This window comes from Ureibacillus sp. MALMAid1270 (assembly GCF_049202975.1).
Classification (GTDB): domain Bacteria; phylum Bacillota; class Bacilli; order Bacillales_A; family Planococcaceae; genus Ureibacillus.
The window spans coordinates 175,681-192,631 of sequence record NZ_JBMIRP010000097.1 but is presented as its reverse complement, the minus strand read 5'-3'; the positions used below and the strand labels follow the sequence as shown (position 1 = coordinate 192,631).

Sequence of the window (16,951 nt, the reverse complement as noted above, 5' to 3'; positions counted from 1 at the left end):
TGTCTAATTTACTGGGTTTTTCACTTTTTCGACAATAGATTAATATCATATGTAGACTACTTTATGATTAGGTGGAAATCGTGAATACGACTAAACTTACCTCATTGCAATATTCATACATTACTGCTATGTTAACTAGTGCTGGTTTGTTTATTTTAATGAGTATGTACGTCCCAATCCCTTTAACAAAAGATTTTATGCTTTACTTTTCGATAACAGAAACGGAAGCCCTTTGGATTGGGAGTGCCTTCTCACTTTGTTATGGAATATGTTGCTTAATATATGGTCCATTTTCTGATTATTATGGTAGAAACCTATTTTTATTATTTGGAATTGGATTCTTAACCATTGTTACAATTTTAAGTGGCTTTGTAGATCATTATCCTACCTTTATATTCTTAAGAATACTTCAAGCAATAGGTGCAGCCGCCTTTGTACCAATTTCGTTAGTTTACACAGCAGAATTATTTCCAGATGATAGAAGACTTACAGCAATTGGATTCATTACTTCAGGGTTTCTAGTTGCTAGCGTTGTCTCTCAAATTTTTGCCACGATAATTAATGAATACTTCGGATGGCATGCTATTTTTATACTTTTAGGCACTATTTACTTTTTTCTTACAATTGCCTCTATCTCCTATTTACCCAAAATAACAAATGTTAAACATGAAAAATCAATTTTTTCACAATTTTCTAAAATAAGGTTACTATTTCATAAAAAAGAGCTGTTATTTTCTTTTTCTATCACGTTTTTATTACTATTTTCTTTAATGGGATGTATACAATACTTGGGGAATTATTATCTATAGCCCCATTTTATTTTCCTGATCAGCTTATTTTAATTGTACGTGCTACTGGTTTAATCGGAATTAGTTTGACCTTTTTTGCTAGTCCTATTACGAAAAAGTACGGAGTATATCGCACATTCCGAACTAGTCTAATTATCTCTTCTGTAGCACTACTATTAATGGGAATTAGCTCAAATCCAATCCCCTTAACCGTGTTTAGTATTCTATTTGTTGCTGGAATTGCACTTTTAGTACCTATTAATATTATGCTTATAAACCAACATGCTGGGGATCAAAAAGGGACAGCTGTATTATTTAATGCATTTATATTGTTTATTGGTGCTAGTGTAGGTCCGCTATTAGCTTCGTATTTAATGAAAATTGGAAATGCACAATTTGCTTTAACAATCTTTAGTATATTAGTTTTCTTTGGTTACCTATTATCATTATTAGTTAAAAACAAAAAATAAACTAGATTATATTAAAACATTTAATTTCGAATAAACTAAATCGACAGTTTTGGAGAGATCTTTCCATTTCTCCATTGCGAAGTCTTCTTCCGAAGTACTTATCAATCTATAATTTTCATTATCAATAATTCGAAAATGACGTGTAACTATATTTTGTTGTAGTCTAAAGCCATGAAATTCCTCAATATTTTTCCATAGTACATTCCCACCAAATGTTTTATCTTGCGGAAATATAGGCATATACTTTGTCGACATATCTATTAAATCAAGTGGGTCACCTCCTAGCACTCGTTTTAATGTTCGACTATCGCGAAATAAAGTACAAATAGCAATCGTAATTGGCCAATTTGCGATTGCTTTTCCCTTTTCAATTTTCAATAAATGCTTTCTAGTAATCCCGATCATTTCAGCCATTTTATCAATTGAATAATTATTTTCGAGCCGAACTAATTTCACGTTTTCTGAAGTTAATTGAATTAACACATCTCGATCCATCCCATATCACCTCGGTCGCAATTCTATTTGTAGAATTAGACCGATATTAACGTAATTAGTTACATATTATCCACTGGAATTAATTGCCAAATTTCGCCAATAACTTTCAAAATACATCTTCTTTACCTGAATAATTTTTCTTTGCTTGAACAAATACAAATTCTTTTTCTGGATATCGATAGGCCGTTAATTTTCCTCCAAATACTAAACCTTGATCGATATTGATTGTTTTATTATGAATAAATGGTTCCTTTTTTGGATCATGTCCCCAAATAATCAGTAAGTCCCCTTCGTGATTTACAAACCAATCTTTCCTAATCGGTTTACCGTTTTCGTCCATTCCTACCACATCACCGTAGCGGCAAAAGTCTTTAATTCGTGAGTTTTCTTTACCTATATATTTGTCTTTGATGCCGGCATGAGTACAAACAATTAGATCCTTATTGTTTTCATGTAAAATATAATGTGAAGGAGCAGCCATTAATAAATCTTTCAATTTACGTTTTAATTCATTTGTCTTTATTGCACCATTCACTTTTTCATATTCTAAAAATTCTTGTTCAACTAGTTCATCCCCATGTTTTAATTGAACTTTCCTGCCATCTAACCACCGCGCAATTTTCCATCCATGATTACTATCTGTCATATAGGCAACCCCTGCTTGTACATGTTTAAGGAAAAACTCCATGCAAACTATGGATTTTGGTCCTCTACTCATGACATCCCCTAAAGAGACTAAAATTCGACCGTCTGGATGACGATATAGCCCGTCTTTCCCTTGTTTATAGCCAAGTTTCCCTAACATTTCGAGAAATTCATCATAACATGCATGGATATCCCCGATGATATCAACACCTTTACTTATCTCAATTCTCACAATGACCAACTCCTAACAGTTACTGGTAAATTAAATTTTTACAATAGAAAAGACACACTTTGTGAATTAGTGTGCCTCTTCTGTAATTGGTGAATTTGTCGACCTTTTCTCTTCCGATTTTCGAACGATGTAGATACTAATCTCATATAAGCCAATCATTGGTATTAGTATTAATAATTGACTGATAAAGTCTGGTGGCGTAATAAGCGCAGAAACAACAGCCAATATGACATAAGACCACCTTCTAATGTTTTTCATCGTATGTGAAGTTAATAAATCAATCGATGAAAGAAACATTGCAACGATTGGTAATTCAAAAAGTAATCCAATAGGTACTGTCGTCATAATGAGGAAATTAATATAGTCTGAAGCTGTGATCATAATATCAAAATTCATTTCACCAAGACTAACTAAAAAATGATAACTCATTGGATTGACAACAAAATAACCAAATGCTAATCCGATAAGGAAAAGAAGTAACATAATTGGTGAAAATAATCCAATAAACTTCTGTTCTTTTTCATAAAGACCAGGCTTAGCAAATTGCCATAAAAAATGACAAATAAAAGGCAATGATAATCCTAATGATAAAGTAAGCGAAATCGACGTGTACACTTTAATGACTTCTAAGGGACCGAGAATTACAAGATTATGTCCCCTTGAAATAAATGGAAACCAAAAATTGATGGTAGAAAATACTGCTATAAACAATGTGACGAATACGATTGTACTTTTCATTAGTTGTTTTCTTAATTCAGTAATATGTTCGAACCAAGAATCTTGGATTGATCCCGTTTCAATTAAATCTTGTTCTTCATTACTTTGTTCTATTTCTACTGCTTCTTGTTTAGATTCAATCATTTCGATAGTTGATTCGTCTACCATTTCTTTAGATTCCTGATTCTTTTTTTTATCCAATGGACTTAAATTGTTATACCCATAAGGATCCATCTATATCACCTACTACGCATCTTCGGTCTTTTTCGTTTCCTTAAAAGCAATTTTTTTGTCGTCCTCGTCTAAGTCAATCGCTTCTCTTGCGGATTTCTTAAATTCGGATAATGTTTTCCCTACAGCTCCACCTATCTCAGGTAATTTCTTTGGACCGAAAACGATTAAAACAATAACTAGAATGATTATTAAACCTGGAACTCCAATTGCACCTATTCCACCCATATATGAATTCCTCCATTCAAATTAAACAAGACTGCCACCTGTTTTACTGTAATTAATAATCCCTTCTGCACAACGGTAAGCAAGTGCTCCAACAGTACCAGTCGGGTTGTACCCACCATTATGAGCAAAGTTTCCAGCTCCTACGACGAATAGATTTTCTGCATCCCAATGTTGCAACCATGTATTCACTACGCTTGTTGCTGGGTCGGTCCCCATAACAGTTCCACCAGTATTATGAGTCGTTTGATAAGGTACAATGTCATAGTCCGTCAGAGGATTTGCTGGAACCACTGTTTTTGCACCCATTTCCTTCATAATTTCAGCAGTCTTCTCTGAAAGGTACTTATGGAGATTACGATCCTGTTCTGTAAAGTTATATGTTACTTGCAATAATGGTAAGCCATAAGCATCTTTATAGTTTGGATCAAGTGACATAAAGTTTTCTTTATGTGGCATGGAAGCCCCTTGTCCACCAATATTTAATGTTCTAGTATAGTAGTGAATAGATGCTTTTTTGAAGTCAGCACCCCAAGCCGGTGTATCAGGTGGTACTGGGTTAAATTGAATTGGACGCTGACCTGTTTGAGTAATTGTAAGACTTGCACCATGGATAAAATCAAGGTCCGAGTGGTCAAAAGAATCACCATTGAAATCATCAATTGTCATTCCTAATGCCCCTGCTCCCATAAAGGTGTTGAATTGTTCTTCAAAAAATCCTGTAGCACTAGGTAATATTTGATAACAATAGTTTCTACCAAGTGTACCTCTTCCTGTATCAGGATCATACATTTCACCTATATTAGAAATCATCAATAACTTTGCATTATTCAAAACATAAGATGTTAATACAACGATTTCAGCAGGTTGAATAAACTCTTCACCCGTTATCGTGTCGATGAAACGAACTCCAGTAACTTTATCTCCTTGTTTTAGTACTTCAACTACATTCGAATGGAAACGGATATCATAATTCCCCGACTCCAATGCGGTTGGAACTACTGTTATTTCTGCCGAGGACTTCGCTCCATACTCACAACCGAAACGTTCACAAAATCCACAGTATTGACAAGCTGCTATCGTTGCCCCGTCTGGATTTGTATAGGATTCAGAAAGGTTTGCTGATGGCATCATGAAAGGATGATAGCCAAGATTTTTCGTAGCTTCTTCAAACCGATTTAAAATAGGTGTTTTTTTCATAGGTGGTGTTGGAAACGGTTTGGATCTTTTCCCCCAAAACGGATTATTATCTTCACCTGAAATTCCTGCTGTATATTCAAATTTTGTAAAATATGGTTCTAGCTCATCGTAAGTGATACCCCAATCTTGAAGATTGTAATCACTACTAAGTTTGTTAGGACCATATTTTTCATCTGTCATTGATTTAATTTGAAAATCGTATGGTAAAAAGCGCCAATTATGACCATTCCAATGGGTACCAGCTCCACCTAATCCTTCTCCTAATAAGAAAGATCCCATCATACGCATTGGAAGTGCATTCATCTTTCTATGATTTCTAAATGTAATCGTTTCTTTCGATAAGTTTTGAAATAATTCATATCGAATTGCATAACGAAACTCATCATGAACCATAGCATAATCTTGTGTTCCACGTTTTGCACCACGCTCTAAACCGCGTACTTTTAAACCTGCTTTTGCACATTCGGCACCTACAATACCTCCTGTCCAACCAACTCCAACTGTTACAACATCAACTTTTTCTAAAGTAGTAACCATTGTTACACCTCCAATTATTTATGTGTCATACTACTGATTGATTGTGGTTCTATTTTTACAAAATCTTCATTTTCAATTTGACCTATATAACTATATTGATGACCAGGGAACCCTTTCATTTTCCAGCCGTCCATATTTCGATTTCCATTATAAATTGGATCAGCATATGCTCCTTCAATTGTCGCCTGACGTAGTAATTTAAAGAAGAAATCTGAAGTGACTGCCATCATTTCAACTTCGCCTTTTTGGAATGCAGTCAAAATTTCATCCATTTGTTCTCCTTCTAATTCAGCGAAGCCTTTCTTATAACGAGATTGAGCTTCTTCTTCAAGCTTTGTAACTCCTTGTAAAATGATTTCAGCTCGTGTTAACCTACTTTGATATCCTTGTGTTACAGCACCATCTTCAAATGGACCTTGCATATATTCTTTTGCATTCATGCCATAGGCGCCTGCTAATTGGTTGTCAATGAAATATGGTACTCCTAAGGAAATAGCCCCTGGTCCTAAATCATCTTCGGGGAAAATTCTCTCGGTTGCCTGTGACAAAACGTTAAAAGCGGTCATATTAGTGAAAAATTTAAGACCGACATTATTAGGTTGATCTTGCGTCTGTCCATGACCTTCACCATTCTGAGTACCTGTAGTTCCAGTAGTACCTTTATCGCGGTTAACGTTATAGCCAATTAGACCTCCAATGATTCCTCCACCAATCAAGGTACCTGTAGCTATACCCGTCGTCTTCATAAATTCACGCCGAGATACACCTTTTTTTTCATTTACCATGATAATCCTCCTAAAATGTTAATATTTAGCTGTAAAAAAGTATTGCTAAAAAAATGACATACTAATCATTTTTAGGTAAATGTATTTTTGAAAAATAATATATTTTTTGTTGGTTAATAATTTTTAAGGCAAATTTCTGGTTAAAATAAAAAAACTACACCTCCAATTGTTAGGATTTCTAACAATTGTGGTGCAGTTTAAATTAGATTACGTTTGTTGAGAAAAATGGTTAAAGTTTAATCGTCCAACCAAATGGGTCTTCAATTGAACCATTTTGTATACCCGTTAAAGTGTCATAAAGCATTTGTGACACTTCTCCAATTTTTCCGTCGTTGATAATAATTTTCTCATCTAAATATTTTAATTCTCCAACTGGGGAAATTACTGCTGCTGTACCAGTACCAAATACCTCTTCTAAAGTGCCGTTGTGAGCAGCTTCAACCACTTCATCAATAGCAATTCGACGTTCTTCTACTGGAATATTTTTTGATTTTAATACGTGAATCATTGAATCACGAGTAATTCCAGGTAAGATACTGCCATTTAATGCAGGTGTAATAACTGTTCCATTAATTTTAAAGAAAATGTTCATACTACCTACTTCTTCAACGTAGCGGTTTTCTTTACCGTCTAACCATAAAGTTTGTGCGTAACCTTCTTTTGCTGCAATTTCTTGCCCTTTTAATGCACTTGCGTAGTTCCCAGCAGTTTTTGCTTCACCAGTACCACCAGCTACAGCACGTACATATTTTTGTTCTACTAAAATTTTCACCGGATTAATGCCTTCTTTATAATAAGAACCAGATGGCGACATGATAATCATAAATTTATAGTTTTTCGAAGGATGAACTCCTAAATTAGCTTCTGTTGCAATAATGAATGGACGAATATAAAGTGAAGTTCCAGGTGCACTTGGAACCCAATCACGATCAATTGTTACTAATTGTTTTAATGCTTCTAATCCAAATTCTTCGTCAACCGCTGGAATAACTAAACGTTCGTTCGAGTTGTTAAGACGTGCAAAGTTACGGTCTGGGCGGAATAATAACACTTTTCCATCTACTGTTTTATAAGCTTTTAAACCTTCAAAAACTGCTTGACCGTAGTGGAATACCATAGAAGAAGGGTCAATTGTAATTGGTTGATATGGGATTATTCTTGCGTCATGCCAACCTGTTCCTTCTGTATATTCAACTATAAACATATGGTCAGTAAAATAATGACCGAATCCTAATTGGTCTTCTGCTGGTTTTTCTTTTGGGTTTTGAGTTAATTCTGTTCGAATATCTAGCATGGGTAAACCTCCTGATTAATATGAATGTTCTGAAAATATAGTGCGAAATGAATCTGATTTATGTATTAAATATAGTAAACTCGTTCCTACTTAAATCGATTATCGCTATTCTTTTTATTATACTAATTTACTACTATTTTCTCTACATATTATTCTAATCCATATTCATTTCTAAACTTATTTAACATAGAGTTGAAGGTTTCGTATTCATCATTAACAGCAGTAATTTTTTCAACAAACAAATCCCCTTCTACTGAATCCATTGTTTCTAAAGTTTTTTTCGCTTGTTCGGCTGCTTCAAGTAATAACTCATTCATCAATAGAAGCTGTTGCTGAAGCTTTTCAGTATCCTCGATGTCTTCGTGCTCTTTAATCGTCTCTATATTTTCCTCAAGTAATTTGATTGTTTCATCTATTGAATTTAGTTGTTTTGTTGTATTTTCTTTATTGATTCCACTATTGTAATCTTCCACTAATCCATTATAATGAGTAACAGAATTTTCATTATATTGGTCTATTAACCAATTAATCTCATCTAAAATAGGATCCCGGTGTAGATTAAATAGAGGTACAGTTTTCTTCCCTGTTACAAAATCACCTAATCCAATCTGAGTTGCGACATCCACAAAACTATGACTCTTAATAACATTTTGTGGAATTAATAATAATGCGAAAAGTACGAGAGTTGTAACAATCGTTTTAAAAACGCTATCGACAATACTTTCTTTAACGAAGGTTTTCGACGTTGGAAACCACATTCCTAGAAGCATTCCCACAAATAAACCACCTAAATGCGCAGTGATGGAGATTCCTGGAATAAGAAATGTTGTAATAACATTAATGACTGTAATCCCTATCATTGGTGTTGATATTTCACTTGTTAAGAGTGGGTGTTGTTTAACCATGAGTGCAATGTAAATCCCTAACATCCCAAACACGGCACCTGAAGCTCCACTACTTGTTACATCCGAAGTAAAGAGTAGTGTGACAAGCCCACCGAAAATTCCACATAGATTAAATAATAAAACAAACTTAAACGTTCCAAATAATCTTTCGAGAAATGGTGCAATAAAAATAATCGCTAAAACATTCATTGCAAAATGTAAGAATCCCCCTATATGCTGATAAGAGGATGTGAGTAAATAAGGTAATTCAGACCATTCTTTATTATTGGATTGCATGGCACCAAATTGTCTTGCGGTTTCAAAATCTGTTGCACCATTCCCCATAACAATTGTTAATAGATGGATGATACTCATAGCGAGAATAATGGTCGATGTAGCAGGAAAACTTTCTATATACTTTTTCCAATTGTTTCTCTTCTTCACTTTTTAATCACCCCTGACTTTCACCACTTTGAATAGAAAATACGCTTTGTAATCTGAACGAAAACAAAGCGCATTAATATGTTAAATTGGTAGTAATTTCACATTTTCTATTTTCTCTAAGTCTTCAACCATTTGAATCCATTCAGTTGGTTTATTTGGTAAAACGGAATAATAATCTTTTAAGAAATTCGTAATTAGAGTTGAAGGAATTTCATTCACTGTTTCATCTGTTGGCATAAAGCAGAAGTCCAATCCCTTTACAGCTTCTCCATCATTTTTCCAAGAAGGATGGACGTAATTAAAATCAAGTTTTTTATACCCCATATGGGACAATACTTCTCTTCGAACAAATGGATTCATTGGTTTAACGCCACCAAAGTCAAAGTCTTCACGAACATATGGATTATAAATTTCTGCAAACATACCAAATAGCGTTTTTCCATTTTGCAAAGCAAGCTCATGGAGATCTTTTTCACGGTTATTTGCTAAAAATCTACCAATCGATAGACCTTCGCGACCAATAATTGTGAAATCAGTCATTGCTATATTCCATTGTGGATAGTAACGGTATTCTGTTGCACCAACAACTTCATCATTATGAACAGCAACAAATACGCGAATTCCTGGATCTTCTAACGGCTCTTTCCATAGTTCAAATTCTAATACTTCTTCAGGCGGAAATACTTCACCTAATAGTTTATGCATTTTTGCAAATAGTGGATCTTCAATATTAGTAATACGAATATATTGCATGTTCTTGTTCTCCTTTAAAACATTAATCTGTCCTATCATTTACATTTCGCTAGAACTTAATCAATTCCTTCTTTCAGTATAACAATATTTCTATTCTTTACAAGAGGAAAGGGTCGTCGTAAGTTTATCTTACTAACGCCCCTTTTCTAATGTTTACTTTATTCCAGAACGATTAAAACGTCCCCTTCAGTAACGAAATCTTCCTCTTTGACTAAGATTTCCTTTACTACACCATCTTCAGGTGAAACAATTGGAATTTCCATTTTCATGGATTCAATAATGATTAATTCTTGATTTTTTGTTACCTTCTGTCCATGTGTTACTTCAATTCTCCATACTAATCCTGTCATTTCGGATTGAACATTTACTGCCATCGTATCCCCCCAGTCATTTCCCTACCATCTTATGCTTTAACATAGGTAGTCTTGCAAAGAGTGGATAAAAAGTATTGGAAAGTTATTTCGTTTAGATGGTAGCAAATGAAAGAAAGGAACATACAATTATCATTTTAAGATTCAATTAATTGCAGTAGCTCCCCGTTAATTCCTTTAAACATTATTGTTTTCTTTCCAGCAGCAGTAAGATTAGGTTGTTCACTTAACAATTTGACATCATTTTCCTTCAAATCTTTTATTGTTTCTTCTATATTATCAACTGCAAAAGCGATGTGATCTATAACTCCGTTAATATATGGACTTTCTTTATCTGTTAATTCTTCTACTAATTCAATTTCAGCTTCAGGATGGTCTTTTATAAATAGAAACGCTAGTTTTCGAATACCAGTATTTGCTGTTGTTCGTAATTGAAAGTTTAATACTTTTTCATAAAATTCAATGGATTCTTCTAAATTTTTTACAATCAATGCTGTATGTTCAATCTTCTTTATCCCCATATTACCCCTCCATAAGTCATTTTCCAAAATCCCTACACATAACAATATTATCATACTTAACCTTTTTCAGATTACTTATTTGTCGAAGGGTATCTAACATAGTATTATTGATTCATATTATTGTTAAATTATTCTGAACTATTCTATTGACAGTTTAATAATTTTCGGGCATATTAATTTTTAATACATATTTTTAGCGTAACGAAGAATAGTATGTAGACCTTCATTGAACAGAGAGCGATTGTTCTTGGCTGAAAAACATCGTACTTTTGAACCTACAGAACCTACTTCGCTAGCTTCTAGCCAAAACTAGACGCATACTCTAGCGTTAACGGAGTGTAAAGTGGGATTATCGTATAATCCAATTTAGGTGGTACCGCGGAAAGACTTTCAAACCCTTTTCGCCCTAATTATATAGGGTGGAAAGGGTTTTTTATTTTCATTTTTGAAAGAGGTATTTCAAAATATCTTTTGCTTAAATATAAATCAATAAAAAGATTGGTCAAAATTTCCCTATGAAAAATTCGACTTTATGTAGGAGGCAATTTTAATGTCATTAAAAAAAATGCGGGTTGTTGTAAAAATCGGAAGTAGTTCCCTTACAAACTCAAAAGGTGAATTAGATCACGAAAAACTACAAGATCATATAAATGCTTTAGCAACGCTTAAGAATCTCGGCCATGAAGTACTACTTGTGTCATCAGGTGCTGTCGCAGCAGGCTTTCGAAAACTTGGCTATCCTTCAAGACCAATTACTTTAAAAGGAAAACAAGCAGCAGCAGCTGTTGGGCAAAGCTTACTTGTACAACAGTATTCCATTGGTTTCCAAGAGTACAATATAACAACTGCTCAAATTTTACTGACAAGAACAGATTTTTCAAAAAAGGAACAATACAAAAATGCCTATGCAACATTTACAGAGTTACTAGAAAGATCTATTCTTCCGATTATTAATGAAAACGATACTGTTTCCGTTGCGGAAATAACATTTGGTGATAACGATATGTTATCCGCTTTAGTAAGTGGTTTAGTTCATGCAGATCAATTGATAATATTGACTGATGTAAATGGGCTTTATGATGATAATCCAAATAGAAATCCGAATGCAAAACGGATTAATCATTTATCGGATGTTACGGATGATTTCTTATCATTTGCTTCTGGAAGTGGTTCTAATGTAGGTACTGGTGGTATGCAATCAAAACTTCTTGCTGCAAGAACTGCCCTCCATTCAGGTGTAAAAGTATTTATCGGTAAAGGAAAGGGTGCGAATAAGTTAATCGACATTTTAGATGGCAATGGTGATGGTACTTACATAAGTCGAGACAAAACTCAAACTCTACCAAATACGAAACAATGGATTTCATTTACTGAAGTCTCTGGAAAAATCTTTATCGATGAAGGTGCAAAAAATGCATTATTAACGAATGGAAAAAGCTTACTTCCTGCCGGCGTGTATCAAATCGTAGGTGAGTTTTCTAATGGGGATGTAGTTGAAGTATATTGCCATGATACATTACTTGGACGTGGTGAAGTTTTATATTCTAGTGAAGAATTATCCAAATCTCTAGGTAAAAGAACTGAAGACATTTCATCCAATGCGATCGAGGTCATTCATCGAAATAATTGGGTACAAGTTTAAATTAAGGAGGGATTATCATGACAAATATATCAACAGAAAGTGAAGTTTTACTTAAAGGTAAACTAGCGAAAAAAGCTAGTACAATATTAAACATGAAAACGACAGAGGAAAAAAATGATGCACTATCGAAAATCGCGAATCAGCTATTGATTGATCAAGCTGAAATTCTTAGTGAAAATGAGAAAGATATTGCTTCTGGTAAGGAAAAAGGATTTTCTGATTCAATTCTTGACCGTATTTTATTGACCGAATCTAGAATAAACGCCATGGCTGAAGCTGTAAAACAATTAATCGAATTAAAGGATCCAGTTGGTGAAATTTTAGAAACGATTCAAAAAGAAAATGGGTTAAAAATTGAGAAAAAGCGTGTTCCCCTTGGTGTGATTGGTATGATTTATGAAGCACGTCCAAATGTCACGATTGATGCCGCGACTCTATGTTTAAAAACTGGGAATGCAGTTATTTTAAGAGGAAGTTCATCTGCTAAGCATTCAAACAAAGCACTAGTAAAATCGATTCATCGTGCACTAGAAAATACTACACTTCCATTGACTTCCGTTCAGTTAATTGAAGATATACGGCATGAAACGGCTAAAGAATTGTTTAATTTAAACGAATATTTAGATGTATTAATTCCACGAGGTAGTAAGGCATTAATTGACCTTGTCGTAAAAGAATCTACTGTTCCAGTATTAGAAACGGGTGCTGGGAATTGTCATATTTTTGTAGACTATAATGCGAAATACAACATGGCTGAAACGATTCTTTTGAACGCAAAAACACAACGCCCTTCAGTATGTAATGCTGCTGAAAATTTATTAATTCAAAAAGAATGGTTTGTTGATAACGGCGAGAAATTATTACTTACTTTGCATGAACATGGTGTTTCGGTATTCGGCGATGAAAAAGTATGTAAAGTTCTACCTTCCGCAACAAGAGCAACTGAGGAAGATTATGCAACCGAACATTTAAGTTTAACAATAAGTGTGAAAGTTGTTGACAATGTCGATAAAGCAATCGAGCATGTAAATAAATATAGTACGAAACATTCAGAAGCTATCATAACAGAGGATGTTATTAATGCTGCTAATTTCTTAAATAATGTGGATGCTGCAGCTGTCTATCATAATGCATCTACAAGATTTACAGATGGGTTTGAATTTGGTTATGGTGCAGAGATTGGCATTAGTACGCAAAAACTACATGCTCGTGGTCCGATGGGTTTACCTGCATTAACTTCTTCAAAATATTTTGTTTATGGAAGTGGTCAAATTCGTAATTAAACTGAAAAGGTGGGGAGAATTTCCCCACCTTTTGTTTTTCATTAATGTTGTGCAGTATATTTTTTAATTGCTGGTAAAATTTCATTACCAATAATTTCAATGTTTTTCATTAATTTATCGAATGGAACTCCACCAAAATCCATTTGCCCAATGTATCGCTGATGGCCGAATAATTCAAATTGGTAAAGAATCTTTTCGATAATTTGTTGCGGACTTCCAACGTTCATAACATTTTGTGGATCTCCACCTTGTAAAAATTGGTACTCTGGAAAACCACGGCCATTTGTTAACTTCATTCCTTCGTTGATAAAAGGATGGTACTCTTTTAGTGCTTCTTGAGTAGTTTCTGCTACATAGAAAAATCCAGCGGTAGCGACAGGGAAATCCTTTGGATCGAAACCATTTTCTTTAAGCGAATCACGATATGCATCAATGGAATATTTAAAACTCGTTGCAGGTCCCCCTAGCATCGCAAGCATCATTGGTACCCCTGCTCGACCAGCTTTAATAGCTGAGGCAGGCGGCCCACCTACTGCTCGCCAAATAGGAAGTGAACCATTTAGTGGGCGTGGTAAAATTTGAGCATTAGTTAATGGTGCACGGAATTCGCCTCTCCAATTAACGATTTCTTCTTCATTAATTTTTAATAGAAGATCAAACTTCTCTTCAAACAACTCTTCATAATTTCGAAGATCATAACCTAATAAACTAAATAGTCCGACCCGTGAAGCACGACCAGCGATGATTTCAGCTCGTCCATTTGAAATTAAATCAATTGTTGCGAAGTCTTCATATACTCTAACTGGATCGAGTGTACTAACAATAGTTGATGAGCTAGAAATCTTTATATTACTTGTCGCTTGTGCAATTGCTGCTAAAACAATTGAATGAGCTTGTGTAGTGAAATACTCCTGGTGACTCTCCCCTACACTAAAAAAGTCTATTCCAGCCTGTTCTGCCAGTTTAGCTAGTTCAATTATTTCTAGTATTCTTTGTTGAGATGAAATTCTCTCACGAGTATGAGGATTTGGTATATGATCACCTAGTGTATAGATACCAAATTCTAATCCTTTATTTTTGTTAATGCGATATTTTTCCATGTAAATCCAACCTTTCAAAAGACATAAAAGCAAAACTTATCATTACTATTATCTCTTGAAATCAAGATTTATTACATACATCTTTTGATTGAAATATGGTTTGCTCCATACTACATTTACTTTTATTTAGTAACCTTACTTGATTGAATACGTACTAATACATAAGGAGTTGATTGAATGAGGATGTTATTACTATTAATAATGTGTTTAATGACGATCTCTGGTTGCGGAACTGCAATGCAGAGTGGTTCATTTTCAAGTATGGAAACTGCTTTAAACTTGCCACCTAGCGTTGAAATTGTCGTAAACGAAATTGGATATCCTACAAGACAAGGGTCTTATTGTTGGAGAAATGGCAATTCTGCACAATGTGTAGATATGAGTTCACCTACTCAATTGTTGACAGAGGAAGACGTCGTTTACGTCTCACCAGGTGAAACCATTACTTTATTAATAGGTCGTGCACCGATTGAACAAGAGTTAAGTATCGAAAATGTTGAAAGTAATGTAAGTCAATCCGTAGAATTAATTGCAGACACATTTTCTGCACCTATGGAAAAAGGGAGATATATTTATTTACATTTTGCTAGATGGGATGATAATGGTACAGGTACTGGTGGAGATAGTTCCAATGCGTTTATGATTGAAGTGGAGTAATTATAGAAGTAATCCTTAATTTCCACACAAAAAAACCGCCTCGCGACCCCGAGACGGTTTTTCGAACTTTATAAGCAATAAATCACATTATGTGCACTATTGCTTATAAAGTTTTACTTTCATTTAGTTACCCTCTGGCTTCTAAATAAAAGGCTGACATCTATTGAGCATCTCAGTACTACATTAATAGAAGTCTGACATCTATTGAGTATCTCAGTACTACATTAATAGAAGTCTGACTTCTATTGAGCAACACTGTACTACATTAATAGAAGTCGTTGGTTTTATTTATAGACCTTGTTTCGCTTTCTCTATTTGAATTCGAACTTGGTCAAAACCAGTACCACCCAGTGAACGACGTCTACGAACCGCTGCTTCAGGACGTAATACATCATACACATCTTCTTCGATCAAATCACTTTCGGCTTTCATATCTTCGAGTGATAAATCTAATAAATAGATTCCTCTTTGAATACAAGTAAATACTAATTTCCCTGTTACTTCATGCGCTTCACGGAATGGCATACCTTTTGTTGCAAGATAATCTGCAAGTTCCGTTGCATTAGAAAAATCGCTATGAACTGCTTGGTTCAATCGCTCTGTATTTACTTTCATCGTACGAACCATACCTTCAAAGATCTTAAGAGAACCAAGAATAGTATGAACTGTATCAAACATACCTTCTTTATCTTCTTGCATATCTTTGTTGTATGTTAATGGTGTACCTTTCAATACTGTTAACAAGCCCATCAAGTTACCAAAGACACGACCAGTTTTACCGCGGATAAGTTCTGCCATATCTGGATTTTTCTTTTGTGGCATGATGGACGATCCTGTTGAAAAGGCATCATCTAATTCAATAAACTTAAATTCATCTGTAGACCAAAGAATAATCTCTTCAGCAAAACGAGATAAATGAGTCATCAGTAAACTCGAATTTGATAAAAACTCTACGATGAAATCACGATCGCTAACTGCATCCATTGAATTTTCATACACTTTACTAAATCCTAATAGTTCTGCAGATTTTAATCGATCAATTGGGAATGTCGTACCAGCCATTGCCCCTGCACCAAGAGGTAAAATATCAATACGTTTCATTGATTCATTGAAACGTTCTTTATCTCGTTGTAACATCCAGAAATATGCCATTAAATGATGTGCAAAACTTATAGGTTGCGCACGCTGTAAATGCGTATATCCTGGTGCAATCGTTTCAACATGTTGTTCCGCTTTTTCTAAAATTGTCTTTTGGAAAGTTTCAATTAGATCAACAACTTCCACAACACGCTTTTTCAAGAATAGATGCACGTCTGTTGCAACTTGGTCGTTACGGCTACGGCCAGTATGAAGTTTTCCTCCAACTGGACCGATTAAATCCGTTAACATTTTTTCTAAATTTAAATGGATATCTTCGTTTGCAACACTAAACTCGAGCTCTCCAGCCTCTGCTAATCTCTTTAGCTCTGCTAAACCGACAAGAATCGTGTCTACATCTTCAGCAGACAAAATACCTTGTGCGCCTAACATTGTTACGTGTGCCACACTACCTTCAAGATCTTCCATAACTAATTGTTGGTCAAATCCGATTGATGCGCCAAATTCATCTACCCAGCTTTCCGCTGACTTTTGAAAGCGACCGCCCCATAATTTTGTCATGATGACACCTACTTCTTA

At 34.6% G+C, this 16,951-nt stretch carries 18 protein-coding genes; 5 read left to right on the top strand and 13 right to left on the bottom strand.

The window, feature by feature from the left end:
• Nucleotides 1-80: 80 nt before the first annotated feature.
• Together ACOQFO_RS16385 and ACOQFO_RS16380 are read left to right on the top strand one after the other, a co-directional pair.
• Nucleotides 81-809, top strand: coding sequence for an MFS transporter (locus ACOQFO_RS16385; RefSeq protein ID WP_421690749.1), 729 nt, complete (start codon nt 81-83; stop codon nt 807-809).
• Nucleotides 776-1,258 (top strand): MFS transporter, encoded by a 483-nt coding sequence (locus ACOQFO_RS16380; RefSeq protein WP_421690748.1) that lies wholly within the window; start codon nt 776-778, stop codon nt 1,256-1,258. Before ACOQFO_RS16385 ends, ACOQFO_RS16380 begins: the two co-directional genes overlap by 34 nt.
• Before the next feature lie 6 nt (nt 1,259-1,264).
• Here the strand turns inward: ACOQFO_RS16380 and ACOQFO_RS16375 are convergent, their stop codons facing one another.
• The 11 genes from ACOQFO_RS16375 to ACOQFO_RS16325 all read right to left on the bottom strand — a co-directional run bounded on the left by ACOQFO_RS16375 (nt 1,265) and on the right by ACOQFO_RS16325 (nt 10,592).
• Nucleotides 1,265-1,753 (bottom strand): helix-turn-helix transcriptional regulator, encoded by a 489-nt coding sequence (locus tag ACOQFO_RS16375; protein WP_421690747.1) that lies wholly within the window; start codon nt 1,751-1,753, stop codon nt 1,265-1,267.
• A 106-nt stretch (nt 1,754-1,859) separates the two neighbouring features.
• Nucleotides 1,860-2,630: a metallophosphoesterase gene (locus tag ACOQFO_RS16370; protein WP_421690746.1), complete on the bottom strand. Its 771-nt coding sequence runs from the start codon at nt 2,628-2,630 to the stop codon at nt 1,860-1,862.
• A gap of 66 nt (nt 2,631-2,696) precedes the next feature.
• Nucleotides 2,697-3,581 carry a twin-arginine translocase subunit TatC gene (gene tatC / locus ACOQFO_RS16365; RefSeq protein ID WP_421690745.1) on the bottom strand — a complete coding sequence of 295 codons (885 nt, stop codon included), beginning with the start codon at nt 3,579-3,581 and terminating at the stop codon, nt 2,697-2,699.
• Between the two features lie 12 nt (nt 3,582-3,593).
• Nucleotides 3,594-3,806 carry a twin-arginine translocase TatA/TatE family subunit gene (gene tatA / locus ACOQFO_RS16360; RefSeq protein WP_421690744.1) on the bottom strand — a complete coding sequence of 71 codons (213 nt, stop codon included), beginning with the start codon at nt 3,804-3,806 and terminating at the stop codon, nt 3,594-3,596.
• 21 nt (nt 3,807-3,827) lie between these two features.
• The gene (locus ACOQFO_RS16355) at nt 3,828-5,540 is read right to left on the bottom strand and encodes a GMC family oxidoreductase (protein WP_421690743.1); all 1,713 of its coding nucleotides are present in this window, start codon (nt 5,538-5,540) and stop codon (nt 3,828-3,830) included.
• A 14-nt stretch (nt 5,541-5,554) separates the two neighbouring features.
• A complete protein-coding gene (locus ACOQFO_RS16350) occupies nt 5,555-6,325 on the bottom strand; it encodes a gluconate 2-dehydrogenase subunit 3 family protein (protein WP_421690742.1) in 771 nt (256 codons plus the stop codon).
• A 229-nt stretch (nt 6,326-6,554) separates the two neighbouring features.
• Nucleotides 6,555-7,619 carry a branched-chain amino acid aminotransferase gene (locus ACOQFO_RS16345; protein WP_421690741.1) on the bottom strand — a complete coding sequence of 355 codons (1,065 nt, stop codon included), beginning with the start codon at nt 7,617-7,619 and terminating at the stop codon, nt 6,555-6,557.
• A gap of 149 nt (nt 7,620-7,768) precedes the next feature.
• A complete protein-coding gene (locus ACOQFO_RS16340; protein WP_421690740.1) occupies nt 7,769-8,947 on the bottom strand; it encodes a rhomboid family intramembrane serine protease in 1,179 nt (392 codons plus the stop codon).
• A gap of 81 nt (nt 8,948-9,028) precedes the next feature.
• A complete protein-coding gene (locus tag ACOQFO_RS16335; protein WP_421690739.1) occupies nt 9,029-9,700 on the bottom strand; it encodes a GNAT family N-acetyltransferase in 672 nt (223 codons plus the stop codon).
• A 158-nt stretch (nt 9,701-9,858) separates the two neighbouring features.
• Entirely contained in the window at nt 9,859-10,074 is a 216-nt protein-coding gene (locus ACOQFO_RS16330; RefSeq protein WP_421690738.1) for an acetyl-CoA carboxylase biotin carboxyl carrier protein subunit, read from the bottom strand.
• Between the two features lie 134 nt (nt 10,075-10,208).
• Nucleotides 10,209-10,592: a VOC family protein gene (locus ACOQFO_RS16325; protein ID WP_421690737.1), complete on the bottom strand. Its 384-nt coding sequence runs from the start codon at nt 10,590-10,592 to the stop codon at nt 10,209-10,211.
• Nucleotides 10,593-11,142: 550 nt separating this feature from the next.
• On the opposite strand from ACOQFO_RS16325, the gene proB reads away from it, so the two are divergent.
• Together proB and ACOQFO_RS16315 are read left to right on the top strand one after the other, a co-directional pair.
• Nucleotides 11,143-12,234: a glutamate 5-kinase gene (gene proB, locus ACOQFO_RS16320; protein WP_421690736.1), complete on the top strand. Its 1,092-nt coding sequence runs from the start codon at nt 11,143-11,145 to the stop codon at nt 12,232-12,234.
• 17 nt (nt 12,235-12,251) lie between these two features.
• On the top strand, nt 12,252-13,517 hold the full coding sequence (locus ACOQFO_RS16315) for a glutamate-5-semialdehyde dehydrogenase (RefSeq protein WP_421690735.1): 1,266 nt from the start codon (nt 12,252-12,254) through the stop codon (nt 13,515-13,517).
• Nucleotides 13,518-13,558: 41 nt separating this feature from the next.
• On the opposite strand, the gene ACOQFO_RS16310 is transcribed toward ACOQFO_RS16315, so the two are convergent.
• A complete protein-coding gene (locus tag ACOQFO_RS16310; RefSeq protein WP_421690734.1) occupies nt 13,559-14,617 on the bottom strand; it encodes an LLM class flavin-dependent oxidoreductase in 1,059 nt (352 codons plus the stop codon).
• A gap of 177 nt (nt 14,618-14,794) precedes the next feature.
• Between ACOQFO_RS16310 and ACOQFO_RS16305 the strand changes: the two genes are divergently transcribed.
• Nucleotides 14,795-15,274, top strand: a complete 480-nt coding sequence (locus tag ACOQFO_RS16305; protein ID WP_421690733.1) for a hypothetical protein — start codon at nt 14,795-14,797, stop codon at nt 15,272-15,274.
• A 288-nt stretch (nt 15,275-15,562) separates the two neighbouring features.
• Here ACOQFO_RS16305 and argH read toward each other — a convergent pair whose 3' ends face one another.
• The gene (gene argH, locus ACOQFO_RS16300; RefSeq protein WP_421690732.1) at nt 15,563-16,933 is read right to left on the bottom strand and encodes an argininosuccinate lyase; all 1,371 of its coding nucleotides are present in this window, start codon (nt 16,931-16,933) and stop codon (nt 15,563-15,565) included.
• Nucleotides 16,934-16,951 lie beyond the last annotated feature (18 nt).